Consider the following 22,983-nt stretch of genomic DNA (forward strand, 5'->3'; position numbering starts at 1 on the left):
TCAGGGCGCCGCCCACAGGGGGCAAGACTGGCCGGGGCGGCGGAGCGCAGCGCAGCGGCTCACCGGCGGACGGAAGGGGCAGGGCGGGCACCGCATCCGGGCGGACGCAGGGGCGGTGCCCGCAACGGCCCGTGCGGGCCGGCTGCGTCGGCTGCCGGCACCACCGCGCCCGGGCCTTTGGGGGCGCCGCGCACCGCACCGGGCTGGGACCGCCCATCCTGGCTCTCCCGGCCCGTGCCGCTCCCCGGTCCTGGCCCTCCCGCCCGTGCGGTGGCCCGCCCGGGGCGCAGGACGCGGCCGCAGGGCTGGGCCGCGATGACGGGAGGACCGGGACGGCCGGGACGCCGCGGATGCCGCCGTCCCGGGGGCGTGGAGCGGTCAGGGAACCAGGAGGTCCGCTCAGAGAGGGTCCGCCAGGGAGGTCTGGCCGGGGGGCTGGCCGGGGAGGTCCGGGGGCGAGGGTGAACTGCCGTTCCGGGACGCGGTGTTGGGGTGCCGGGGAGGCGCCGGCCCCGGGAGGTGAACTGCCGTCTGGGCAGCCGGTGTTGGGTCCGGTGGGTGGGCACACGGGGGGCGTCGGCGGGAGCCGTCGGCGCGGCCCGGTGCAGTCCGGGTGGAGGGAGGCCGGCCCGCCGCCCGCCCGGGGGGGGGGGGGGGGGGGGGGGGGGGGCGGGGGGCGGGGGCTGTGCTGAAGCCGGCCGGCCGGTCCCGCCGCGCGGGGGGTGCCTCTGTGTCTTTCGTCAAGCGGCGGGGGGGCTTCCCGGTTCGTAGAAGGTTCCGTCGCGGAGCATGGCGAACAGGACGCTGATGCGGTGGCGGCTTGTCGAACACCGTCTTCCCGGCCGGAGTCAGGCCGTGGCCGTGATGCGTCTGCTTGCCGACGTCCAGGCCACGGAAGATGCCCACCCCGTCGATACTGGTCACCGTGCCCCCACAGGTCTCGCAGCGTGCCGGCCCCAGGGGCGGAGGCCGTTCTCGCGCATCCACGGTATGCAGACCTGCCGCCCGCAGCGGCCGGGCATTGCGCCCGGCCGGGCGGTGGTCGGGCCTCTGATCAGCGTCTGTGACGGCACCCCTCGGACCCGGTGACACCACCCCCCAGGTCATCCCATCGACAGGGGGCAACAGTCATGCCGGGACCGGAGGCCAGCGGCCCTCTTGCAGGACCGCGAAGAAGACAACTGTGAGAGTTCTTCTGCGGCCCGGGATGGGTTGCTGCCAGGCTCGGCGCTCGTGATCCGGCATGACTCGCAAGATAACTGGCGTTCCGTCAAGGGCTGCCGTTCCCCCGAGATGTCTGCCGGACGCGGGCGTCGGCCTGGCCCACCCGTTGGCTTGATCAGCAGCTTGTCCGCCTTCCGGCGTGACTCATCACAGTTCCGCCACGTGGTGACTCCACCCAGGCCGACACCGTCACGGTCGTCCGCCCGGAGGAGAACAGCCGCATGACCATGCTCGCAGAACACGTCGATGGCGTCATCGGCGTCGACACCCACCGCGACACCCTCGCCGCGGCCGCCGTCAGCCCCATCGGCGCCGTGCTGGCCAGCACCGATTCCCCGGCCCACGCCCGCGGCTACCGACGCCTGCTGGACTTCGCCCGCCAGCAGGTCCCCGGCCGCCGCTGCTGGGCCCTGGAAGGCATCGGCAGCTACGGCGCCGGCCTCGCGGCCTTCCTGGACCAGGCCGGCGAGCAGGTCGTCGAGGTCTGCCGCCCAAAACGAGCGGCCAACCGCGGCGGCCGCAAGACCGACATGCTCGACGCCGTCCGGGCCGCCAAGGAGGCCCTGACCACCGAGCATCTGATCCAGCCCCGCCTCCGCGGCGAACGCGAGGCACTGCGGGTGCTGCTTGCCACCCGTCACGGCGCGGTCCTCGCTTCCACCGCCGCGATCAACCAGCTTAAGGCCCTGATCGTCTCCGCGCCGGACGGCCTCCGCTCCGAGCTGCGAAAGCTCAAGCGCCTCGAACAGATCGCCTACTGCGCTCAGTTCCGCGACCGCCCGGCCCAGGACCTGGAGCACCGGATGACGGTGCGGGCCATGCGGTCCACGGCCCAACGCGTCCAGGCCCTGCAGGCCGAGGCCAAGGGGCTCGAGAACGAGATCCTCACGCTGGTGCGGCACCAGGCCCCCGCGCTTCTCAACCTGCTCGGAGTCGGACCGATCACCGCCGCCCAGATCTTGGTCAGCTGGTCTCACCAGGGACGATTCCGCTCGGAAGCCGCCTTCGCCTCCTTCGCTGGAGTCTCGCCGATCCCTGCCTCGTCCGGGCTGACCAACCGACACCGGCTCAACCGCAGCGGCGACCGGCAGCTCAACCGGGCCATGCACACGATCACCTTGATCCGGATGCGGCTCGATCCCTCTACGAAGACGTACGTCGCACGCAAGATCGCCGAAGGTAAGACCTCCCGTGACGCGCAGCGATGCCTCAAGCGAGTGATCTGCCGCCAGGTCTTCAAGATCCTTGAGCGCTCCGACCGGAACCAACTCGGCAACGTCGAAGCACTCACTCAAGCGGCTTGACACGACATAGCAGCCTCGGGGTGTCCGCGGCCGGCGGGAGGGGCCTGACCCTGCGGTTGCGGCGGGCGGCGGTGGCGGGGCCGCTGCCCGCTCACGGGCGGGGCGGGGTGGGGCGGGGTCAGCCCACGCGGGCCACGGCCCGGCCGGTGGCCTCCGGGCCGCGGGCCGGGGCGGTCTCCGCGGCGGCCGTGAGGATGGAGCGCTGGAGCCGGCTGATCGTCGTCGACGGTTCGAGTCCCAGCTCGTGCACGAGGGTGGCCCGCAGCCGCTGGTAGACGCTCAACGCCTCGCCGCGCCGTCCCGAGCGGTGCAGGGCCACCATGAACTGGCCGTGCAGGCTCTCGTGCATCCGGTGCCGGTTGACCAGGACGGTCAGCTCGGACAGCAGTTCGCGGTGGCGGCCGAGTCTGAGGTCGGCCTCGATGCGCTGGTCCAGCGCGCACAGCCGCAACTCCTCCAGGCGCTTGACCTCCAGGCCGAGCCGGCTGCCGGCGCTCACGTCGGCCAGCGCGGTGCCGGTCCACAGTGCCAGGGCCTCGCGCAGCCTGCGTGCGGCGCCCGTGAAGTCCTCGGCGTCCACGGCCCGGTAGCCGGCCCCGGCGCGCTGCTCGAACTCGCGGAAGTCGACCCGGCCGCCCCGGCTGTCCAGGCGGTAGCCGCCGGGCAGGGTGACCAGGACGTCCTTGGCGGTGACGTCGCGTTCGCCGCCGGCGGCCAGCGCGGCGCCGATGAGCTCGCGCAGCTGCAGCACATAGGTCTGCAGGGTGGTGCGGGCGCTGCGCGGCGGCTCGTCGTCCCACAGCTCCTCGATCAGGCAGGAGACGGGGACCACCCGGTCGGCGTGCAGGGCCAGCAGGGCCAGCACCTGACGCGGTTTCGGGGCGGTCGGTGTGATCGAGACGCCGTGCTCGCGTACGGACAGCGCGCCCAGAACTTCGATGTCCACTGTCTTGTCCCCCTTGGAGTCCCATGCCGGTTGCTGCGGGTCCGTGCCGCGAGGGCCGCCGCTTGGACACCCGGAGGGCTCTCGACGACACTGGCTCGAAGACGATTAAAAAAACAGCACAGTCGGTTTGTCAATGGGGGTGGCGCACATCCGGCCATCCCGGCGCCCGGGGCCGACGGCGGCGGACGCCGGGCGCACGCTCGTGCCACCAGGACGGAAAGCCCTTCATACGGGGGGAGTTGCCGCGCCCGCGGGGGCGATGTTCCAGGTGGAGTCGAGGCCGGTATGCCACGCTGGAGGGGCAGGTTCCGGCCTCCCGGCGGCTGCTCCGTCCGGGGCACGGACGCCCGGACGGGAACCGCCGCCCGGGCACGGCCCCCCAAAGAACAGGGCGCATGGTCTTGTTATGGGCGAGGGCGGGGCAGTGTCCGCCCGCGCGCGGCGGGAGGGCGTCCGGGCGCGGCGGGAGGGCGAGCGTACGGGGACGGCGGACAGGCCGCGAGGACGTACCGGGGGGACAGGCCCGGAGGGCGTCCGGACGCGGCGGAAGTGGGCAGGCGTGGGGGCGGGGCAGAGCTGGGGGTGCGTGCCGGCCGGAGCCGGAGCCGCGACGGGAGGCCGCTGCGGCGGTGGCAGGCCCAAGCCGCAGGGCACTCGGCGCGCGCGGGCGGGACGGCGGCCGCAGGCGGCCGGCACGGTCGGCTCGAAGGCTGAGGACCCGGCAGCTGCGGGCTGCGGGTTGCGGGGTGTGGGCGGCCGGGACCGGGCTCCGCCGCCCACGGGTTGCGGGGTGGGGGCGGCCGGAACCGAGGAGGTCGGCTGCGGGTTGCGGGTGCCTCCCGGGCAGGGCTGCCCGCCCCGGGGCGGCCGGGGTTACCGAGGCGGCCGGGGCCGGCGGGGTGCCGGGGGTTGCCCGGGGCCGGGACAAGGAGTCAGCAGAGGCCGGTCCCCGGGGGTGCGAATCCCCGGGGGTGCGGGTCCCCGGGGGGTGCGAATCCCCGGGGGTGCGAATCCCCGGGGGTGCGGGTCCCCGGGGGCGGGGGCCGCGTGCCCTCTCCGGGGGGTCAGTGGGGGCGGGGGGGCCGCGTGCCCTCTCCGGGGGGGGTCAGTGGGGGCGGGTGCCGGCGGCGGTGAGGGAGGTGAGGGCGGGGGCGGCGGCCAGCCGGGGCAGCAGGAGCTGCCAGAAGCGGGTGAGGGTGGCGTGCGAGAGCCACTGGGGGTCGCGGGTGCCCAGGACCTCGAAGCCGGTCGTCGCGGCCACCACGGAGGACGTCACCGTCTCGGGTGCGACCTCGCCCAGCACCCCTTCGCCGGCCGCGCGTTCGAGGGCGGCTGCGACCCAGGCGTGCCACTGGCGGTGCAGTGCCTGGCCCGCTCCGCGGACCCGGTTGCGGCCCAGTTCGAAGCCGGCGCGCAGCACCACGTCCGCGGCGAGCCGGCGGGCGAGGTCGTGGGAGGTGTCGACGAGCAGCTGCAGGCAGTTGCCGGCGCTGCCTTCGTGGGCGGTGACGATGGTCTGAAGCCGCTGGGCGGCGGCCTGTTCCACCGCGTCGGCCAGGGCGGCCTTGTTCGCGAAGTGGAAGTGGAGCGCTCCGTTGCTCACCTGGGCCAGGGAGCTGATCGCGGTGAGCGAGGCCACGCTGAAGCCGTCGCGGTCGAAGACCGTGGCGGCCGCCGTGATCAGCGCCTGGCGGGTGCGCAGCGCTCGTTGCTGTCGGGCCATGCGGAGTGCTCCGTTACTGCGGCGGGTTGCCGTGCTTGCGGGAGGGCGGGTCGGCGTGTTTGGTGCGCAGCATCGCCAGGGAGGCGATGAGCACCTCGCGGGTCTCGGCGGGGTCGATGACGTCGTCGACCAGGCCGCGCTCGGCCGCGTAGTAGGGGTGCATCAGCTCGGCCTTGTACTCCTTGACCATGCGGGCCCGCACGGCGGCGGGGTCCTCGGCGGCGGCGATCTGGCGGCGGAAGATGACGCCGGCGGCGCCCTCGGCGCCCATGACGGCGATCTCGTTGGCCGGCCAGGCGTAGGTGAGGTCGGCGCCGATGGACTGGGAGTCCATGACGATGTAGGCGCCGCCGTAGGCCTTGCGCAGGACCAGTGAGATGCGGGGCACGGTCGCGTTGCAGTACGCGTACAGGAGTTTGGCGCCGTGGCGGATGATGCCGCCGTGCTCCTGGCCGACGCCGGGCAGGAAACCGGGGACGTCCACCAGGGTGAGGACCGCGATGTTGAAGGCGTCGCACATCTGCACGAAGCGGGCGGCCTTCTCGGAGGCCTCGATGTCCAGGACGCCCGCCAGGGCCTGCGGCTGGCTGGCGACGACGCCCACGACCTGGCCGTCCAGGCGGGCCAGCGCGCAGATGATGTTGCGGGCCCAGCGCTCGTGGACCTGAAGGTACTCCCCGTCGTCGACGATCTCCCCGATCACATCCGCCATGTCGTAGGGGCGGCTGCCGTCCGCGGGAACCAGGGCGGCCAGGCGCTCGCAGCGCCGGCCGGGCGGATCGGTGCACTCCGCGCGCGGCGGATGAGCCCGGTTGTTCTGCGGCAGCAGGGACAGCAGGTAGCGGACCTCGGCCAGACAGGTCTCCTCGTCGTCGTAGGCGAAATGACACACGCCGCTCGTCTCGGCGTGCACGTCCGCACCGCCCAGCGCGTTGTGCGTGATCTCCTCACCGGTGACGGCCCTGACCACGTCCGGGCCGGTGATGAACATCTGCGAGGTGTCCCGGACCATGAACACGAAATCGGTCAGCGCCGGGCTGTAGGCCGCGCCGCCCGCACACGGGCCGAGCATCACACTGATCTGCGGGATCACCCCGGACGCCCGCGTGTTGCGCTGGAAGATCCCGCCGTACCCCGCAAGCGCGGACACGCCCTCCTGGATACGGGCCCCGGCACCGTCGTTGAGGGAGACCAGCGGGGCACCCGCCGCAACCGCCATGTCCATGATCTTGTGGATCTTCGCGGCGTGCGCCTCCCCCAGCGCACCGCCGAAGATACGGAAATCATGCGCGTAGACGAAGACCGTCCGGCCCTCAACCGTGCCCCACCCGGTCACCACCCCGTCGGTATAGGGCCTCTTGCCCTCCAGACCGAACCCCGACGCCCGGTGCCGGCGCAACTGCTCCACCTCACAAAAAGAACCCGCATCCAGGAGCAGCCCGATCCGCTCACGGGCCGTCAGCTTCCCCCGCGCACGCTGCGCCGCCGTCGCCTGATCACCCGGCCCGGCCAGCGCCCGCGCACGGATCCCGTGCAGCTCGGCGACACACCCCCGCCCGCCCGCCGGCCCCGCGGCCACCTGAGAAACGTCATTGAGGACTGTCACGATGCCTCCCTCCCGGGCGCGACCGGCACGAACCACCAGGTTAACAAACCGTCTGTGCGGTTTACAGGGGGGTGGGTGCCGTGCGCACACACATCAGCTGAAAAATGACCCGCCGGACACAGCCACCCGCCACAACCGCAACCGCCCCCCGCCCCCCGCCCGCCACCCGCCGCCCGGCCGGGGCTGCCCCCGACCCACCCTCCCGGGGCCCCGGCCGAACAACACACCAGGGACGGAGGAAACGGCAGGACCTGGCCTGGACCTGGACCTCGGCCTGGGCATGGGCCCGGACCTCGGCTTGGGCATGGGTTTGGGCTTGGGTCTGGCCTGGGCCTGGGGTTGGGCCTGGGGTTGGGCCTGGTTCTGGGCCTGGGGTTGGGCTTTGGGTCTCGGCCTGGTTCTGGGCCTGGTTCTGGGCTTGGTTCTGGGCCTGGTTCTGGGCTTGGTTCTGGGTTGCGGTCTCGGCACCTGGCTCTGAGGTTTGGGTTTCGGCCTCGGCCTGGGCCTGGGTTCGGCCTTGGCCTGAGGTCTGCAGTTGAGGGTTGAAGGTTGGGTCCCGGTCTGGGCTAGGGGGGTCCGGGTCTGAGGTTTGGGTCTTGGCTTGGGCCTGTGCCTGGGTTCGGTCTTGGCCTGAAGTCTGCGGTTGAGGGTTGGGGGTTGGGGGTTGGGGGTTGGGTCCCGGTCTGGGCTTGGGGGTCTGGGTCTGGGGGTCTTGGTCTGGGCGTGGGTCTGGGGTCTGGCGGCCCTGCTCACCGGTCGTGCGGCGGACGGGGACGAGGGGGGTGGGGGGTGGGGGGTGTTCGTGCCGTCGGCCGCAGGACGGACGGGGCGGCGGACGGCCGGGGGGGGCCGGGGGTGTTACTGCCAGCAGTGGGGCGGGCGGTGGGCCGCCCGGGGGCTCTCCGGGCGCCAGGACGCCGCGCCGGGCGGCTCCTGCCCCGCGGCCGGCACGCGGTGTGCGGCCCGCGCCCGCCGGGCCAGTACCGCACACAGCACCGCCGTCAGCGCGGCCAGTTCCTGCTCGCCGGCCCGGCCGCGCTCGATACGCAACACCGGGGCCCGGGCACCGGATTCACCCATGTCCGCTCCTCTCCACTGCAGCCACCGTGCCCCGCCCCGCTGCAGGACCGCCTCAGCCCCGCTCGAGAACCACTCGGCCCGCCACCCGCCCACACCCGCCCGGACCGGCACGGCGTGAACTGCAACGACCCCCACGAGCGGGCCGGCACCCAAGGCCGCCCACCGGACCGGCCCTCGACGCCGGCTCGCAACATTCCCGGGCGGAGGCTGCGATTCCTCTGGAAATCAAACCGGGTGGTCTCTATCTTTTGGGCCTCCGCAGACCATCTCCGATCTCGTTCTGGGGGAGCGATGACCGCGAGCACGTTCGACACCGTCAGACCGCCGGCCGCACAGCCGGCACCACCCACAGCCCCGCCACACCCGCCGCACCTGCCGCACCTGCCGCACCTGCCGCACCTGCCGGCCGTCCCGGGCCACGGACCCTGGACCTCCACCGTCCCCAGCGAACTGGTCCACCGGGCAGCCGTCGCCGAGGTGATGCTCACCGACTGGCAACGCCTGACCGAGACCCGCTACACCATGCGCGCACAATGGCCGCGCGGCCACAGCTTCTTCACCCCCCTCAACGGAAACCACGACCCCCTCATCGCCGCTGAAACGATCCGCCAGGCCGGAGCCCTGCTCGCACACGCCGAGTTCGGCGTCCCCCTCGGACACCACTTCCTGCTGGAAGAACTCACCCTCACCGTCGAACCCGGCCAGCTGCACGTGGGCCACGCACCGGCCGACCTCGACCTCCACATCACCTGCACCGACATCACCCGACACGGCCGACGCCTGGCCGCCCTGCGCTACGAGACCACCCTCCAGCGCCACGGACAGCCCGCCGGACACGGCCAGATCTCCTTCAGCGTCGTCACCCCCGCCGTATACCGGCGACTACGCCCCCCACACGTCTTCACCCCCCACCACACCCCCATCCCCCTCACCACCCCCACCGCCCCCCACACCGTCGGACGCCACTCCCCCGCCGACGTCGTCCTCACCCCCACCCCCCACCCCCACCAATGGCAACTACGCACCGACACCCGCCACCCCATCCTCTTCGACCACCACGTCGACCACATCCCCGGCATGCTCCTGCTCGAAGCCGCCCGCCAAGCCGCCACCGCCCTCCTCGGCCAACCCACCACCCAACCCCACCACCTCACCACCCACTTCACCAAATACGCCGAACTCGACCAACCCTGCCTCATCAACGCCCACCCCCACCCCCACCAACCCCACACCATCCACATCACCGGCCACCAAAACAACCAACCCATCTTCACCACCACCCTCACCACCACCCCACCCACCACACCCACCACGCCCACCAGGCCCACAGCCGCATCGGCAAACAGCGAATAGCCCAGAACAACACCCACCTCCCACCAGGCCAGCACCCAGGCACCCGCCAACACACACCAAGACCAAGACCCGACCCCACCCCCCGACCCCACACACCAACCCCCCAACACCCCCTCCCCTCCCCTTCTCCTTTCGGCCCACGACCAGCGCAAAAGGCGCACAAAAAGAACAATGCCAGACACCCCACCACCCCATGAAAGGCATAGCAGCCTACATCCTTAAGACCGTGTCCTACGCGGTGAGGCGGATGAGTCGCTTGTAGCAGCAGAGGGCAGCGGCGAGGCCGAGAAAGGCCAGGTAGTTGCGGGGATCGCGTTCGTAGCGAGGGCTCAAGCGGCGGTAGCCGGACAGCCACGACATGGTGCGTTCGATCACCCAGCGGCGCCGCCCTAATCGCTCGCTGGACTCGATTCCCTTACGGGCGATGCACACGCCGGTCCGCTTCCCTCGCAGCCATCTGCGCAGGTCAGCCCGGTCGTAGGCTTTGTCGGCGTGCAGGCGCTGGGGCTTGAAGTACCGGCCGCGATGGGGGTCGTGTCTCGTGTGGTGACCCTCCACCATCGGCTTCAGCCCTTCGCTGTCGTGGGTGTTGCCGGCCGAGACACCGACGAGGAGGGGCAGTCCGTTCGTGTCCGACAGGATATGCATCTTGGAACCTGGCTTGCCCTGGTCCACGGGGCTCGGACCTGTATGTTCGCCCCTTTTTTAGCCCTGACGTGGGCGGTGTCCAGGACGACGCGGGTGACGTCGAGGAGGCCGGCGTCGTCGAGCCGGTGCAGCACGGCCTCCTGCAGCCGTCCCCAGAGGCCGGCTCTCGACCAGATCAAGAACCGCCGGTGGGCGGTCGACTTCGATATACCGAAGCAGGGCGGCAGTTGGCGCCAGGCACAGCCGCTGACCAGGACGTAGATGATGGCCGCGAACATCGTCTCATCAGGGGTGTCCTGCGTTCCGCCGCCCTGCGGCCGCACCCTCGAGGGCGGGATCAGCGGCTTCGCGATCTCCCACACCCGTCCGGAACAATCCAACTCCACGTACCCCGCCCCATACCGAGGTCAACGACGCCTCACCACGTAGGACACGGTCTTAGAACTCCTAACAAAATGATCTTCGAGGTGGTTGGATCACTCCGGGACCAATGATCCGGGGGTGCTGGGTGGCTCGTCCGAAGCCGTGGAAAGTCGACGACGAGCTGTGGGCGGTGATAGAGCCGCTGCTGCCCAAGGCCGAGCGCCGGACCCGGCATCCTGGGCGCAAGCGACACCCGGACCGGCTGGTGCTCCAGGGCATCCTGTTCGTGCTGCACACCGGGATCTCCCGGGAACACTTGCCGCAGGAACTCGGCTTCGGGTCGGGGATGACCTGCTGGCGGCGCCTGGCCGAGTGGACCGAAGCCGGCGTGTGGTCCCAGCTGCACGAGGTCCTCCTTGCCAAGCTCCGCAGCGCGAACGCCCTGGACTTCTCCCGGGCGGCCGTCGACGGCTCCCACATCCGCGCGTTAAAAGGGGCTCCAAGACCGGACGAAGCCCCGTTGACCGGGGCAGGGCGGGCAGCAAGCACCACCTGATCACCGACGCCACCGGCATCCCGCTCGCCGCCACCGTGACCGGCGGCAACCGCAACGACGTCACCCAGCTGATCCCACTGCTCCAGGCAGTGCCGCCGGTGCGGGGCAAACGCGGCCGACCTCGGCGCCGCCCGGACGCGGTCCTCGCGGACCGCGGCTACGACCACGACAAGTACCGCCGCCTGGTCTGGGGGCTCGGAGTGAAACCACTGATCGCCCGCCGCGGCACCGAACACGGCTCCGGTCTGGGCACCCAACGCTGGGTCGTAGAACGCGCCTTCGCTCACCTGCACTGGTTCCGCCGCCTACGGATTCGCTGGGAGATACGCGACGACATCCACGAAGCATTCCTTACCTTGGGATGCGCACTCATCTGCTGGAGGCGTCTCATCTCAGCCCGGCAGACGGCCCCTGTACCGCATGGACTGTGAACTGTAGAGGCTGGTCAGTGCATGCGTTCACCGCACTCTGCTGGGAACAGGGCGGCGCCGGGCGGCAGTTCGGCTGGTCGCCGTCCCGTCACCCGCAGGCACGCTTCAGCAGAGCCGTCTTCGGGTGCGTATTCGAGGGCAACCTCGTCCAGCACGGCGATCTCGCCGCCGACGTGTAGTTCCGCTGCGTGTACGCCGCTCGGGAAACAGCCGACCAGAGCCCCGAAGGCTGCCGTGTCATTGCTCTCGGCGACGCACTCTCGGATCTTGAAACGCCAGTGCTCGGCCGCATCGGCAAGCAGTGCCTTGCCCCGCTTGCCCAGTCCAGCAAGGAGAGCTGAGCGAGCCTGCAACTGGTGGGCGATGGCGCAGCAGATCGGCACCGCTGTGCCGTAGGACGTCGTCACCCGCGAGTACTCGCCGTGGGGATAGGACGACAGGGCCTCATCGACCAGCCCCAACGCGGCGTCCCGCGCCGCCGGGTGACCCTGCTGCGCGATGTCCAGGAGCAGAGGGGTCGCGACCGCCGCCGCCGGAAACACCGCGGCACTGTGGCCATGGACGATTCCGCCGCCGCCGAGCAGTGAGCTGGCCTCAGCCGCCTCCACCAGATTCGCTGCATCCGCCAGCGCGCGCAGACCGTGGGCGGCACGAGCCGGTTCATACCAGTTGGGATGGCCTGGTATGGCATCCCAGTCCACCGCGTTGATCGCATCCAACACGACAGCATCCTCGCACCTGGTTGCTACCCACTGCCCCAGGGCCCGACGATGCCTTGTGAGTCATTCCGTTAGGAGTTTTTAGTGTCTGTCTGACATCTGCGGACGTGTTCCCTGGATTGCCCGACCTCCCAAACCGTGTGGGTGGATCATGAGGTGATGACGACAACACCGTGGAGGTGCTGAGTGATTATCTCGATCCGGCCTGCTCAGCCCGAGGAAGCAAGCTTTCTATCTGATCTCGCGCTCCGCTCGAAGGCTCACTGGGGGTATGACGCTGAGTTCCTCGCGTCGTGCCGGGGGGAACTAACGCTCAGTCGCGAAGAGCTCGCCGCCCGCCGAACGGCTGTTGCGGAGCGAGACGGCAGCGTCGTGGGCTTCACGACCTTGGAGGGTGAGCCGCCGCAGGGCATCTTGGGCATGATGTTCGTCGACCCGGATGCGATCGGAGAGGGCATCGGACGTCTGTTGTTCACCCATGCTGTCGAGACTGCTCAGGCCTTGGGGTTCACCCAGTTCACCATCGATGCGGACCCGAACGCCGAGCCCTTCTATGAGGCCATGGGAGGCGTCCTCGCCAGCCGGGTCCCCTCCGGGTCGATTCCTGGCCGAACCCTTGCCCAGTACCTACTCAAGATTCGGGGCTGATGCCACTCGTCTTCGCCCACTGGGGATAAGGTCCCCGCCGGGTGAGTCTGCGGTCATCAGCGTGATGAGTGCCAAGGTCAGGTGCGCTTTGGAGTGCTGAGGGAGACGTTCCTAGTCGCAGACATTGCGCCGGCTTTCATGATCCAGTCGAGGGTGCGTTCGACTTTCCAGAGGCGGGCAGGACAACGAAGCCCTTGGCTGCGGGGGGGGCGGGAGACCGCCTTGAGAAACAAGTCGCCCCCCCGAGTGGCCGGAGCTGCGGGACTGGCCCCCCACGCGGACGGTGTCCGACCGGACCGCCGCCCGGCTGCGGGTCGGGCACACGCTGACGGTGACGGAGACCATGCTGGCGTTCGTCCAGGACGCCCGCCGGCGTAGGGACGCGTGCCAGCCGCTGGACTGGATCCCTGAGGTCCACCATCCCTCGGCAGTGGTACGGCCGTCGTCCCCGACGCTCTGCTCTACTACCGCAGCCGCGGTACCGGCGGTGAGGACAGCGGGTCGATGCTGCGGGCGTTCGTCGAAGTCGACCGGGGCACCATGGGACCCGAACGCCTCGCCGCCAAACTCGGCGCCTACGCCCGCCTGTACCAGTACGTGCCTGCGCTCACGCCGCCATCGCGGTTGGGGACCGGGGTGGCACCGACCACCACGATGCTCGGGGTGACACGGCCGGACGGTCCCCGCCAGCCCGACGAGCCGGAAGGGACCGCCCTCGCACGATGCAGCTGCCCGGCGTCAGGTGCGGGGCGAGGGGACCGTAAAGGACGGGGAGCCGGGGCTCAGCTTCTTTGTGTAGGCCTTCAGGTAGGTGTCGAGATACGGCGAGCGCTCGCCGGCGGTGGGCACGTCGTCGGCGGGAGAGTCGACGGCGAGGTGCAGCCGGGCGTCCTTCACCTTGATCCGGTCGCCGGTCGGGGTGTCGACCCAGGCGCCGTCCTGGATCGTGCCGATCTCGACGGCAAGCGAGTGCCCGGCCTCCAGGGTCCAGTCGGTCGACTTGAGATCTATGGCCACGCGACCGGAGGAGTCCACGAGTGACACCTGCTCGTCGAACATGGCGGCCGAGCCGTCCGGCGCGACGTCGTACAGCTTGACCATGACGTTGCCGCTGCCCTCGGTCCTCATGTCGATCCGCGGCGTCCCGGTGACGCGGACGTCGCGCTCGACCGGTTCAGACCAGGTGAAGAAGCCCGCAGAGGCCCCGGGTTCACCTTTGTCCACGTAGGACCCGTCGCGCAGTGCCACGTCGGTGGACCGGTCCGAGAGCGGCCATGTGTCCTGGGCACGCCAGGTTCCGGTGCTGTCCTGGATGGCGTAGGCCGGATGGCCGGTCTTCGGGGCGATGCCCTTGAGATAGTGGTCGTAGAAGGACATCACCTCCTTGAACCAGCCCTCGCGCCCCATCTGGAGACGTCCGTCCTCGGCGCGTTCGTTGCCCCTTACGTGATCCCACTGGCCGAGCCAGGCACGCTCGGGGCCCTTATGACGGGCGAGGTACTCCTGTATCGCCTCGGGTTTGGTGTTCGACTCGATGAAGCCCTGGGTCACGAACAGCGGGGTGTCGCTGCCCTCGGCGTGCCGTGCCAGGTCACGCTGCTGCCAGTACGGCGACTGTGGGTCGGCCTTGAGATTGTTGTCCGTGTTTTGGGCGATGCACTCGGGGTGCTTCTGCTCGTACCGGGAGTTCTTGCGGTAGCGCTCCTGGTCGTCCGGCAACTGCTCGAGCTGAGCGATCCGGTTGTACGTGTCGGGTGCGAGGATTCCGCCCAGCTTCGGGACCCGGTTGGAGCGTGTGGGACGGTACATGTCCCAGACCGGTTCCTGGGCGACCACGGCCTTGAGCGCCTTCTGGTCCAGATTGTTGCCGACCAGGCCGGTCGTCGCGTCGTAGGACTTGCCGTACATGCCGACGGAGCCGGTGGACCACGGCTGCTTCGCCGCCCAGTCGATCGCCGCCCTGACATCGGCCTGCTCGCCCTTGCCCATGTAGTCGAGGCAGCCGGTGGAGCCGCCGAAGCCGCGCAGGTCCACCATCACCAGGGCGTAACCCCGGTCGAACAGATCGCCGCCCTCGACGAGGTCCTTGAAGCGGTCGGACGGGCCCGTGTGTGACCACTTCTCGTCCGTGAGCTCTCCGGAGTGCCCGAAGTAGGCGCCGACGGACAGGATGACCGGCACTCTCTTTCCCTTGGGCAGCTTCTCCGGCCGCAGGACGTCGGCGTGGAGCTCGGCGCCGGAGCCGTCCGAGGAGGGGAAGTAGTGCTGTGTCCAGACCGCGCCCTCGGGGACGCGGTCGTTGTCCTTGTGCGCCACCGCGTCTTCGGCGGTGGCCACCGCCGAGTCCTCGGACTGCTTGGCGACAGCGGGGCCGACGAGCACACCGGCCAACGCCAGCGCGGCGACCGCTGCGGCCATGGGAAACTTCTTCATCGTCTTCTGCTCCTCCCTGAAATGTCGCGCTCAGCCGCTCACCGGCTCCACCAGGCGCTTGCCCGTACGGCGGAACGCCCAGAAGACGACCAGCAGAGCGAGCCCTCATCTGCTGTTGTGAACAGCTCAGTTGTGGTTCTCATCGATGGTGACGGCGATGCCGCGGTCGACCTTGACGACGACGTCGATGCTCTTCTTGGCTGCGGCCTCGAGCTCGTCCTCGCTGCACTGCTTGATCTGTTCACGATCGCCACAGATCAGGCCCGCCCCGTTGATGACGGTCTTGGTGGAGGTGAGGAATGCCTGTTCGCCCTTGTCGCTCGCGACGGAGTACTTCCCCGGAGCCAGGTAGGCGAGCTTGCCGGTCCAGAGGCCGGACGTCTTGTCGTCGTTGTTGCTGGAGTGGTCTTCGACGACGCTGACGGCGATGCCGTTCTTGAGCTTGACGGTGGCGGATACGCCGTCCTTGGCGGCGGCTTCGAGTTCATCCTCGCTGCAGGGCGTGGCGGCCTGGCCGGCTGCATCGCCGCAGATCTTTCCGGCTCCCTGGATGTCGGTGTCGGTCGAGGTGAAGAACTGCTGCTTGGTGTCCTTGAGGTCGGTGACGGTGTACTTGCCGGGGGCGAGGTAGGAGACCGTGCCGAACCAGGTACCGGTGACCTTCTTGCTGTCGGACTTGCTCGCCGTGGCGCTGTCCGACGGCGCCTCGTCACCATCCGGAGCCTTGTCGTCGCTGCCGGACACCTCCTTCGTGCTCGAGGCTGAGGCAGAGGCGCTGGGCGGGTTGGTGTTCTTGGTTTCCGAGTCGCCATTCTGGCAGGCCGTCAGCAGCGTGGTCGTCGCCATCAGGGCGGCGGCGGTGAAGGCGGTCTTGCGGTGGCTGCGAAGCATGGTGTGTCTCCCCGAGGGTGTTACTGATGTGTGGTCTGCCGGTTGGTCTGGCTGTGTGCTTGGTCGATCACCACCCTGGCTGCCACGGTGATCGCGCGGGAAGGGCAGTAACGAGGTGGTGACACGCCTGATGTACTTATGGGATACACGTGCACAAGAAGGTCACAACCCGCCCGTTACGGGCACACTTTCCATTGAGTAGGCTGCGCAGGGACGCCTTGATGGGCGACCTGCTACGGAGGTGGTCCGGGTGCGGATCAGCTCTTCTCGCAGGCGGTGTCCTTCTCGGGGCGCTCGCCGGTGAGGAGGAACTTGGTGACGATGGCGTCGGCGCACTTGTTGTCGAGGTACTTGTAGGCGAGGTAGCCGCCTTGGTCGGCCGTCACCATCCGGGCCCGGTCACCGAGGGTGGCACGCATCTCGCGCGCTCCCGAGAGCGGAGTCGCGTTGTCGCGGAGGTTCTGGAGCATGAGGATGTTCGAGGGGCCCTCGTCGGTGATCTTCACGGGAGGCTCGACGGGCTCCGAGGGCCAGAAGGCGCAGGGCGTGATGTCCGCCCCGGCCGCGCCGAACATCGGGAAGCGCGTGCGGTCCTGCTCGACGTTGCGCACGTAGGTCGCCACGTCCTCCGACCAGTTGGAGTCGTTGCAGATCACGTGCATCTGGCTGGCGATGTGGTTGTCCGCCGGGATGTCGGACGAGCCGGCCGCCGCCCCGCCCTCCGCGCCGCCCGACGGGGTGGGCACCGGCTGGCCGGTGTCGAGGGCCTTCCAGATCTCGGCGAGGTTCGGGAGTTCGCTGTCGTAGTAGAAGCTGCTGAACGTCACCTGACGGAAGACCTGCCCCGTGTACCCTTCCGGGCTCGGCTTGGCGTCGAGCTTCTCGGCGATCTCGTAGTACTTCTGCTCGACGGCTTCCGGCGTCGCGCCGAGGCCGTACTTCTCGTCCTGGGCGGCGGCGAACTCAGCGAAGTCCGGGAAGCGGTTCTGGAAGCCCTCGCCGAACTCGCGCACGAACGACTCGTCCCAGCCTCCAGGGCCCGTCACGCTGTCGATGAAGACGCGATCGCTGCGCTCGGGGAACAGGGTGGTGTAGATGTCGCCCAGGTAGGTGCCGTAGGAGATCCCGTAGTACGAGATCCTGGACTCGCCGAGCGCTTCGCGGACCTGGTCCATGTCGCGCGCGGTGTTCGCGGTGGTGATGTAGGGCAGGATGTCCGCGGTCTTGGACTTTCCGCACTTGTCAGCGACGGCCGCGACACGCTTGGCCTCGGCGGTGACGTCCGCGTCGGTGCGGGCGTACGTCGGGATGTTGGTGGGGTGGTCCGTGGCTTTGAGGCCGCAGGTCACCGGCGTACTGTGGCCGACACCCCGGGGGTCCATGCCGATGACGTCGTAGGTGTCGAGGACGCTCTGAGGGACACCGATCTTCTTGAGGGTGGCGGGCATCGTGAGCGTCTGCCCGCCGGGGCCGCCGCTGTTGGTCAGCAGCACACCGTGGCGCTTGTCGGGGTTTTTGCTCGCCAGGCGGGACACGGCTATCTCGATCTTCTTGCCGTCCGGCTTCTTGTAGTCGAGGGGGACCTTCAGGGTCGTGCACTCGACACCCGGCGCGGCGACGTCCTTCGGGCATTCTCCCCAGCCGAGCTTTGATTCGCCCGCGTTGGCCGACGAGCACCCCGTGGAGGAGAGCGTCGCCACCACGATGACGACGAGTGCGGATACGAGGAACTTCATCATGGGGGGAGCCTTCTGTGCGACGCGTGGGGGGGGTCAGCTCCCGCTACCCCCCAACTGGTGCCTCAATCCAGTCAGTTGGGGTCATACTCCAGGAGGCCGGGGGGCGGGACAACGCGGCAGGTCGCGGAGGTAGCGTTGGCCGGATGGCGTGGCCTTCACAGCAGAGGCGAGCCAGGCTCGCGGCGAGCACGCACGAAGCGATTGTCACGCGGCCGGCCGCCTGTTCGCCGAGCGGGGATACTTCGCGACGACCGTGCAGGAGATCGCCGCGTTGGCGGACGGGTCCCCGGCGGGGGCCGGAGGCCCCGCCGCCGCAGCCGAGCCGGCGCTTACATGCTGGAGCTGATCACGCCGCGGGTGCTGAGCACGATGTACGAGTCGTTGGCGTCCAGTCCGGCGTCCTGCTCGTTCGCGTCCAGCGTGGCGACCACGGCGCCCTCGTCATCGAGGATGTCCGCGTGGTAGCGCAGCTCGCCGAGCTTCGTGACCTCGGCCGTCCAACCGCCCTCGAGCGCGTAGGTGCCCGGGCCGTGGTGCTCGCCGCCCATCCAGGAGTGGATCTCGCCGTCCACGCCGAGTACGACGTACATGCCGTTGGCGTCGAGCCCGGCGTCGTGCTGGTCGGCCTCGAGCGTGGCCACCACCGAGCCGTCGCTGACGATCTCGGCGCTGTAGTGCAGGTCGCCGAGCTTGCTGATCCTGGCCGTGCTTCCGTCGACCAGGGTCTTTGTGTCGGCCTTTGATCCCGCCTGGATCTTCGCGCTGCCCGCACCACCGTCGCCGGTGGAGTGGGAGAGGGAGACGGTGTCCTTCGATGCCGGGCTGGCGGAGGCATCGGCGCTCCCGGCCTGGAACGCGGTCAGTGAGAAGGCCGCGGCGGCGGTGAGGGCGGTCAGGCCGGCGAAACGTACGGTACGGCGAGTGGTCATGAGGGAAACCTCCTACGGGTTATTGAGATCTCGGCCGTGTGTTGTTCGTTGCACCCTGGAAGAGGCACTTCGGCCGGCGCGGGTTCACCCGAGTTTGTCCGCGTGCCGTAACAGAAGGACTGGCTGCCGGCGGCTCGCTATCGCGCGCTGCCGCCCTTCCTGCCCCGCAACAGCGAGGGCTCAAGCGGCGGTAGCCGGACAACCACGACATCGTGGCTCGATCACCCAGCGGCGCCGCCCCAATCGCTCGCTGGACTCGATTCCCTCACGGGAGATGCGCACGCCGCTCCGCTTCCCGCGCAGCCATCTGCGCAGGTCAGCACGCTTGTAAACTTGGTCGGCATGCAGGCGCTGGCAGATCAAGCTGTTGGAGCAGGAGAACGAGGTTGTGCGGCGGGCCGCGGTCTACCCATCGCAGGCGGATCTGCCGGGAAGAGGATTTACCCGCTCGTGAAAGAGCTGGCCGGAGGCGGGGTGCCCGTCACGGTTGCGTGGCGGGTGCTGAAGCTCGCCAGACACTTCTACTAGCGCTGGCTGGACCAGCCGGTGGCCGATGCCGTGCTGGAAGAGGCGTAGCGCGCGGATCAGGCAGGCATCGTGCTCGCCTAACTGCGGCTGCGTCTCGTGGCCTCTTGGGCGGCCTGACGGACGGCTATGACGGCGGATTCGTTCCGCCTCGCCGTCAACCAGGCGAGGGCGGACGTGGAAGGTGCGAGGTCGGTCACGTCGACGTACGTGACGCCCGGGCGAGGGAAGTAGGCACGGGCGGCCGCGGGCAGGAAGCACATCGCTTCGCCGACGGCCACGGTGCAGCAACGATTCCAGCGCGGCCCGGACTCGGGCCCTCAGCAGCCCTGGTGCCGTGCTGAGTACAGCAAGCGCTGTACTCACCGCGGTCCAGCCAGAGGCCCTCCAGAGTACGCTCACCGCCAGCTTGACGATCACAGCCGGCGGCGCCAGCCTGTGGCCGACCATCCAGGAATTCGCCAGCACCAAACCCAAACGCACGCGCGGCAAGTGGCACTACGTGTGGGTGAACCGCTCCGGGATCGGTAGAGGCTCTATGCGTTGACTCCAGCCGCCGGTTGGGGCCGGTGTTGAGCGTAGTGGTTGGCCTCGTGCTCGTGGGGAGGGATGCCCGATAGCGGTATGGAGGCGCTGGTTGTTGAACCAGTCGACCCATTCTGCGGTGCCGAGCTCGACGTCGGCCAAGCCGCGCCAGGGCCTGCGGGGCTTGATCAGCTCCGTCTTGAACAGGCCGATCTGGGACTCCATGAGTGCGTTGTCCAGGGCGTCGCCGACGGTGCCAATCGAGGCGTCGATGCCGGCCTCGAGCAGGTGGGCGGTGAACGCGAAGGACGTGTATTGACTGCCCGCGTCCTAGTGATGAACGAGCCCGGGACCTGCTGGAATGCCAGCCCGGTCGCGACGCCACAGGGCCATGTCGAGTGCGTCGAGGACGAGCTTGGCCCGCATGCTGGTCGCGGCCGACCAGCCGACGTTCGTTCGGGAGAACACGTCCACGACGAAGGCGACGTAGACGATGCCGGACCAGGTGGCGACGTAGGTGAAGTCGGCAACCACCGCTCGTTCGGGCGGGATGCGGTGAAGTCGCGTGTAGGAGCGGTCTGTCGGTGAGGGTGGGGTCCGTGGATCAGAGCGAAGACCAGATCTTGGCTGAGGAGCTTGCTGCTCTCGGCGCAGTGGGTGGGGGTAGTGGTCGCTTGGTCCGGTCGGTGGCCAAGCTGATGAGGAAGAACGTCCATGAGGTCGATCTGCTTGTTCCCTTGCCTTTCGACGATGCGGTGAAGCGCGTCTCCGGTGTGCTCGGGAGGGCCGGTCACGTTATTGAGACCGTGCCAGTTCGCCTGGGTGAGGATGAAACTATCCGTATCGTCGCCAGCGGCGGTGCCGGCGGTCTGAATCCTGTAGTGGTGACCGCGCGAGTGCTGAAGGCCGATGGGGACAGCTCTGAGGTCTGGCTTCGTACAGCTGCCAAAGAGGGTCTGATCAGGCAGCGAGCCGGGGAGAAGACCGCCGTCCGTCTCGCCGCCCAGTTGAGCAAGGCAACCGGAGCGGACAGGGCAGGCGGGTGAGCGGCAAGCCGACAGCGGCCCTGACTATGTCTGAGCGTTCGATGCTTCCGGAGGCAGAGCCATCGGCGCGAAGGCGTGCTGTTCGTCGAAGAACTGCCGGGTCTTGAGGCAGTTATGGAGCTGGCCGAGGTAGCAGGTTCAGCAAGTGCCGTTGTGCGGCGGCATGCCAGTCTCCGTGGTCGCGTCGGCGTCGGTAGTGAGCGTTGGCTCCGGGTGAGGCGGTGAGGGCGGCGAAGGCCCAGAGGAAGCCGGCGTTGATGAGGCGGTTGTTCTTGACGAAGCGGCGGCCGACGAACCGCTTCTTGCCGGAGGCGCGGGTGATGGGTGCGGATCGACACGGCCGCGTGCGCGTGGAGCAGCGGCCTCGATTCCGTGGCCCTGGACTCGTAGTGCTGGAACACCGCGACGACCAGCCCGTCCTTGACCTGGTCGCGTTCCTTGCCGCCGGCCTTCCAGCGAATCTCCGCGACCGAATCCTCCAGCCACGCCAGGGTCTTGTCGCGGGCGATGCCGTTGCACAGCTCCAGCACCCGGCGGTGCCGGTCGTCCATCAGGACCCACGCGATGTGGGCGGTCGGCGGGGCCGGAACGTCAGGTCGAAGGCCAGCCAGGGGGTGCGCTCCTTGGCCTTGTCGGTCTTCGGCGAGCGGTTGTGCTCGATGGGCCTGCCCAGCACGGTCGCCCGCCTCGCCTGCTCCGGGGTCTTGCCCTGCGCCAGGAGCTCGCGCTCGATCCGGTCGGCGTCCGGGTGCCGGCCCTCCCCCAGGAGGAGTTCGGCCTGCCGCTCGGTCACCACGTCCCCAGCCGTCAGGCCGAGCGCGGCCAGGCCCCGGCCCTTCCACACGCCGGGCGGGACACCGGCTTCGTCCTGGGCGGCGCGCAGCGGCGTGCCCGCCGTGCGGCGGCCGTCGCCGACCATCACACCGCGGAAAAGGTAGCGCCACCCGTTCCCCGGGCGGACCTCCGACATGCTGATCATCGACCCCTGGAAACCCGGCGCTGACCTGCGAGAAAGCGCGATCCCGGGTACGTCCCGCCGGGCGGGAGGGCATCACCAGATCTTACCGGAGCGCCCGCCAGGCGGGCCGCCGGGCCAGCCCGAGACGGTAAGCCGCCGGTGTGTGCACAGTCCGCCGCATGAACACGAACCCCCTTCACGGAGCCCCCTGCCCGCTGTGCGGTAGGCCCCTCACGCTGCGCCCGACCGTCACCGTCCACTCGAACGTGCCGTACCCCACCCGGACCGACTACCTGCCCCACTGCACCGCCTGCGCCAACGACCTGCCCAACGTGCAGAGGTTCAACGACCTGATGAACGACCGCTACCCGACCACCGGCCGGGCGCTTCGTGCGTCCTGGAGGAGTTCACCGTGCCCACCTACGAGACCCTGCCGCGCTTGACCGCCGACCTTCACCGCCTCACCCCGGAGCAGCACCGCCGCTTCCACCAGGCCGTGGAGGCCTTCCTCGACGACCTGCGCACCGGACGCGGGCGCTTCCGCGCCGGCCTTCGCGTGATGGGCGTCCGCAGCGCGCCCGGCGTCTTCGCTGCGCAGGAACGACGTACGACAAGGCCCGCCGAACGGTTCCGCATCCGCATCCGCATCTTCGCCTGAGCAGACAGCCCCTACCATGCCGGCTATGAGCGAACTCTTCGCGAAGGCGTCCGGGCACGTTCAAGCGGAGTACCACGCCTTCCACCTGGCTGATTCAGGAGAATACGCACAGCCGTCCTTCCAACCGGAGAACGGACTGATCTTCTCCAGGCCCGGGCTGGCCGTCGTTCTCACGGGTGTCAACGGCGGCCCGGTCAGTCTGACCGTGGAAGTATTCCGGCGCGCCGTTCCGCCCCCAGGCTCCGTCGAGGCGTGGGACGAGGTGGTGGAGTACAGCGTCGAGTCCGTCTCCGGCGACATGAGAGTTGCAGCTTTGATGGATGACCGTCCCGAACTGCCGGTGCTGACACCGTTCGGGCCTGGCCATTACCGTATACGCGTCCACGCTCGCGGTCGTGACCACGCGTATGACGCTCACGTCACAGAGCCCCTGGAGGACTACCTCCTCCAGGTATGGCCCGGGCAACAAGAGCCGGATCTGGTGCACCGGCACAGCGACCGGTACGGGCAGACCACCCGCCAAGCCGCACACGAGCAGCCTGAACAAGTAGCTCCCCCTGCTGCACCCGGGGACGGTTGGAAACGCGCAGCCAGCGACAGGCTGCACCGACGCAACGCCTGACATCTCAAGGGCGGGGTCACGCAGACCCTGCCCTGCCATCCGTTCCACTTCGGCCA

The 22,983-nt window shown here is 69.5% G+C and carries 19 protein-coding genes and 6 pseudogenes; 9 read left to right on the forward strand and 16 right to left on the reverse strand.

Annotated features, from left to right (window positions below):
- Positions 1 to 798 precede the first annotated feature (798 nt).
- Positions 799 to 924, reverse strand: a pseudogene (locus OIE75_RS41375) (IS110 family transposase); the annotation flags it as partial.
- Between the two features lie 521 nt (positions 925 to 1,445).
- On the opposite strand from OIE75_RS41375, the gene OIE75_RS00540 reads away from it, so the two are divergent.
- Entirely contained in the window at positions 1,446 to 2,528 is a 1,083-nt protein-coding gene (locus OIE75_RS00540; RefSeq protein ID WP_329468948.1) for an IS110 family transposase, read from the forward strand.
- A gap of 118 nt (positions 2,529 to 2,646) precedes the next feature.
- Here the strand turns inward: OIE75_RS00540 and OIE75_RS00545 are convergent, their stop codons facing one another.
- The 4 genes from OIE75_RS00545 to OIE75_RS00560 form a co-directional block, all read right to left on the reverse strand.
- On the reverse strand, positions 2,647 to 3,474 hold the full coding sequence (locus OIE75_RS00545) for an AfsR/SARP family transcriptional regulator (protein WP_307017454.1): 828 nt from the start codon (positions 3,472 to 3,474) through the stop codon (positions 2,647 to 2,649).
- Between the two features lie 1,105 nt (positions 3,475 to 4,579).
- Positions 4,580 to 5,197, reverse strand: a complete 618-nt coding sequence (locus tag OIE75_RS00550; RefSeq protein ID WP_329468950.1) for a ScbR family autoregulator-binding transcription factor — start codon at positions 5,195 to 5,197, stop codon at positions 4,580 to 4,582.
- 13 nt (positions 5,198 to 5,210) lie between these two features.
- Positions 5,211 to 6,803: an acyl-CoA carboxylase subunit beta gene (locus OIE75_RS00555; RefSeq protein WP_329468951.1), complete on the reverse strand. Its 1,593-nt coding sequence runs from the start codon at positions 6,801 to 6,803 to the stop codon at positions 5,211 to 5,213.
- Positions 6,804 to 7,661: 858 nt separating this feature from the next.
- Positions 7,662 to 7,883 carry an acyl-CoA carboxylase epsilon subunit gene (locus OIE75_RS00560; RefSeq protein WP_307008753.1) on the reverse strand — a complete coding sequence of 74 codons (222 nt, stop codon included), beginning with the start codon at positions 7,881 to 7,883 and terminating at the stop codon, positions 7,662 to 7,664.
- A gap of 291 nt (positions 7,884 to 8,174) precedes the next feature.
- Here OIE75_RS00560 and OIE75_RS00565 point away from each other — a divergent pair, with 291 nt between their 5' ends.
- Positions 8,175 to 9,236 (forward strand): ScbA/BarX family gamma-butyrolactone biosynthesis protein, encoded by a 1,062-nt coding sequence (locus OIE75_RS00565; protein WP_329468952.1) that lies wholly within the window; start codon positions 8,175 to 8,177, stop codon positions 9,234 to 9,236.
- A gap of 231 nt (positions 9,237 to 9,467) precedes the next feature.
- On the opposite strand, the pseudogene OIE75_RS00570 reads toward OIE75_RS00565, so the two are convergent.
- Positions 9,468 to 10,284 (reverse strand): annotated as a pseudogene (locus tag OIE75_RS00570) (IS5 family transposase).
- Between the two features lie 90 nt (positions 10,285 to 10,374).
- On the opposite strand from OIE75_RS00570, the gene OIE75_RS00575 reads away from it, so the two are divergent.
- Positions 10,375 to 11,234, forward strand: a protein-coding gene (locus OIE75_RS00575; RefSeq protein WP_443078254.1) for an IS5 family transposase whose coding sequence is annotated in 2 segments (ribosomal slippage) — positions 10,375 to 10,719 and positions 10,722 to 11,234 — 858 coding nt in all. Because the reading frame shifts where the segments join, the coding sequence is not laid out codon by codon here.
- A gap of 14 nt (positions 11,235 to 11,248) precedes the next feature.
- Here OIE75_RS00575 and OIE75_RS00580 read toward each other — a convergent pair.
- The gene (locus tag OIE75_RS00580) at positions 11,249 to 11,956 is read right to left on the reverse strand and encodes a hypothetical protein (RefSeq protein WP_307017599.1); all 708 of its coding nucleotides are present in this window, start codon (positions 11,954 to 11,956) and stop codon (positions 11,249 to 11,251) included.
- Between the two features lie 186 nt (positions 11,957 to 12,142).
- Here OIE75_RS00580 and OIE75_RS00585 point away from each other — a divergent pair, with 186 nt between their 5' ends.
- Together OIE75_RS00585 and OIE75_RS00590 are read left to right on the forward strand one after the other, a co-directional pair.
- Entirely contained in the window at positions 12,143 to 12,601 is a 459-nt protein-coding gene (locus OIE75_RS00585; protein ID WP_329473908.1) for a GNAT family N-acetyltransferase, read from the forward strand.
- A 456-nt stretch (positions 12,602 to 13,057) separates the two neighbouring features.
- Positions 13,058 to 13,138, forward strand: a pseudogene (locus OIE75_RS00590) (hypothetical protein); the annotation flags it as partial.
- Between the two features lie 201 nt (positions 13,139 to 13,339).
- Here the strand turns inward: OIE75_RS00590 and OIE75_RS00595 are convergent.
- From OIE75_RS00595 to OIE75_RS00605, 3 genes are all read right to left on the reverse strand, one after another.
- Positions 13,340 to 15,034 (reverse strand): CocE/NonD family hydrolase, encoded by a 1,695-nt coding sequence (locus OIE75_RS00595; protein ID WP_329468954.1) that lies wholly within the window; start codon positions 15,032 to 15,034, stop codon positions 13,340 to 13,342.
- 126 nt (positions 15,035 to 15,160) lie between these two features.
- A complete protein-coding gene (locus tag OIE75_RS00600; protein WP_329468955.1) occupies positions 15,161 to 15,925 on the reverse strand; it encodes a hypothetical protein in 765 nt (254 codons plus the stop codon).
- A 257-nt stretch (positions 15,926 to 16,182) separates the two neighbouring features.
- Positions 16,183 to 17,664, reverse strand: a complete 1,482-nt coding sequence (locus tag OIE75_RS00605) for an alpha/beta hydrolase (RefSeq protein WP_329468957.1) — start codon at positions 17,662 to 17,664, stop codon at positions 16,183 to 16,185.
- A gap of 148 nt (positions 17,665 to 17,812) precedes the next feature.
- Here OIE75_RS00605 and OIE75_RS41380 point away from each other — a divergent pair, with 148 nt between their 5' ends.
- A complete protein-coding gene (locus OIE75_RS41380) occupies positions 17,813 to 18,010 on the forward strand; it encodes a TetR family transcriptional regulator (RefSeq protein WP_353608969.1) in 198 nt (65 codons plus the stop codon).
- Here OIE75_RS41380 and OIE75_RS00610 read toward each other — a convergent pair.
- The 4 genes and pseudogenes from OIE75_RS00610 to OIE75_RS00620 form a co-directional block, all read right to left on the reverse strand.
- Positions 17,994 to 18,593 carry a hypothetical protein gene (locus tag OIE75_RS00610; protein ID WP_329468959.1) on the reverse strand — a complete coding sequence of 200 codons (600 nt, stop codon included), beginning with the start codon at positions 18,591 to 18,593 and terminating at the stop codon, positions 17,994 to 17,996. The two genes, OIE75_RS41380 and OIE75_RS00610, sit on opposite strands and share 17 nt — an antisense overlap.
- A gap of 172 nt (positions 18,594 to 18,765) precedes the next feature.
- Positions 18,766 to 18,947: pseudogene (locus tag OIE75_RS41385) on the reverse strand (IS5/IS1182 family transposase); the annotation flags it as partial.
- A gap of 669 nt (positions 18,948 to 19,616) precedes the next feature.
- Positions 19,617 to 19,931 (reverse strand): integrase core domain-containing protein, encoded by a 315-nt coding sequence (locus tag OIE75_RS41390; protein WP_393566081.1) that lies wholly within the window; start codon positions 19,929 to 19,931, stop codon positions 19,617 to 19,619.
- 42 nt (positions 19,932 to 19,973) lie between these two features.
- Positions 19,974 to 20,177, reverse strand: coding sequence for a DDE-type integrase/transposase/recombinase (locus tag OIE75_RS00620; RefSeq protein WP_329468961.1), 204 nt, complete (start codon positions 20,175 to 20,177; stop codon positions 19,974 to 19,976).
- 65 nt (positions 20,178 to 20,242) lie between these two features.
- Here OIE75_RS00620 and OIE75_RS00625 point away from each other — a divergent pair, with 65 nt between their 5' ends.
- On the forward strand, positions 20,243 to 20,689 hold the full coding sequence (locus OIE75_RS00625) for a hypothetical protein (protein ID WP_329468962.1): 447 nt from the start codon (positions 20,243 to 20,245) through the stop codon (positions 20,687 to 20,689).
- A 24-nt stretch (positions 20,690 to 20,713) separates the two neighbouring features.
- Here the strand turns inward: OIE75_RS00625 and OIE75_RS00630 are convergent.
- Positions 20,714 to 21,020 (reverse strand): annotated as a pseudogene (locus tag OIE75_RS00630) (IS110 family transposase); the annotation flags it as partial.
- Positions 21,004 to 21,608, reverse strand: a pseudogene (mobF, locus tag OIE75_RS41395) (MobF family relaxase); the annotation flags it as partial. The pseudogenes OIE75_RS00630 and mobF, both read right to left, overlap by 17 nt.
- A gap of 451 nt (positions 21,609 to 22,059) precedes the next feature.
- Between mobF and OIE75_RS00645 the strand changes: the two are divergent.
- Both OIE75_RS00645 and OIE75_RS00650 read left to right on the forward strand, forming a co-directional pair.
- On the forward strand, positions 22,060 to 22,305 hold the full coding sequence (locus tag OIE75_RS00645) for a hypothetical protein (protein ID WP_329468964.1): 246 nt from the start codon (positions 22,060 to 22,062) through the stop codon (positions 22,303 to 22,305).
- 25 nt (positions 22,306 to 22,330) lie between these two features.
- Positions 22,331 to 22,927 (forward strand): hypothetical protein, encoded by a 597-nt coding sequence (locus OIE75_RS00650; RefSeq protein ID WP_329468965.1) that lies wholly within the window; start codon positions 22,331 to 22,333, stop codon positions 22,925 to 22,927.
- Positions 22,928 to 22,983: the final 56 nt, after the last annotated feature.

The organism is Streptomyces sp. NBC_01723 (assembly GCF_036246005.1).
Classification (GTDB): domain Bacteria; phylum Actinomycetota; class Actinomycetes; order Streptomycetales; family Streptomycetaceae; genus Streptomyces.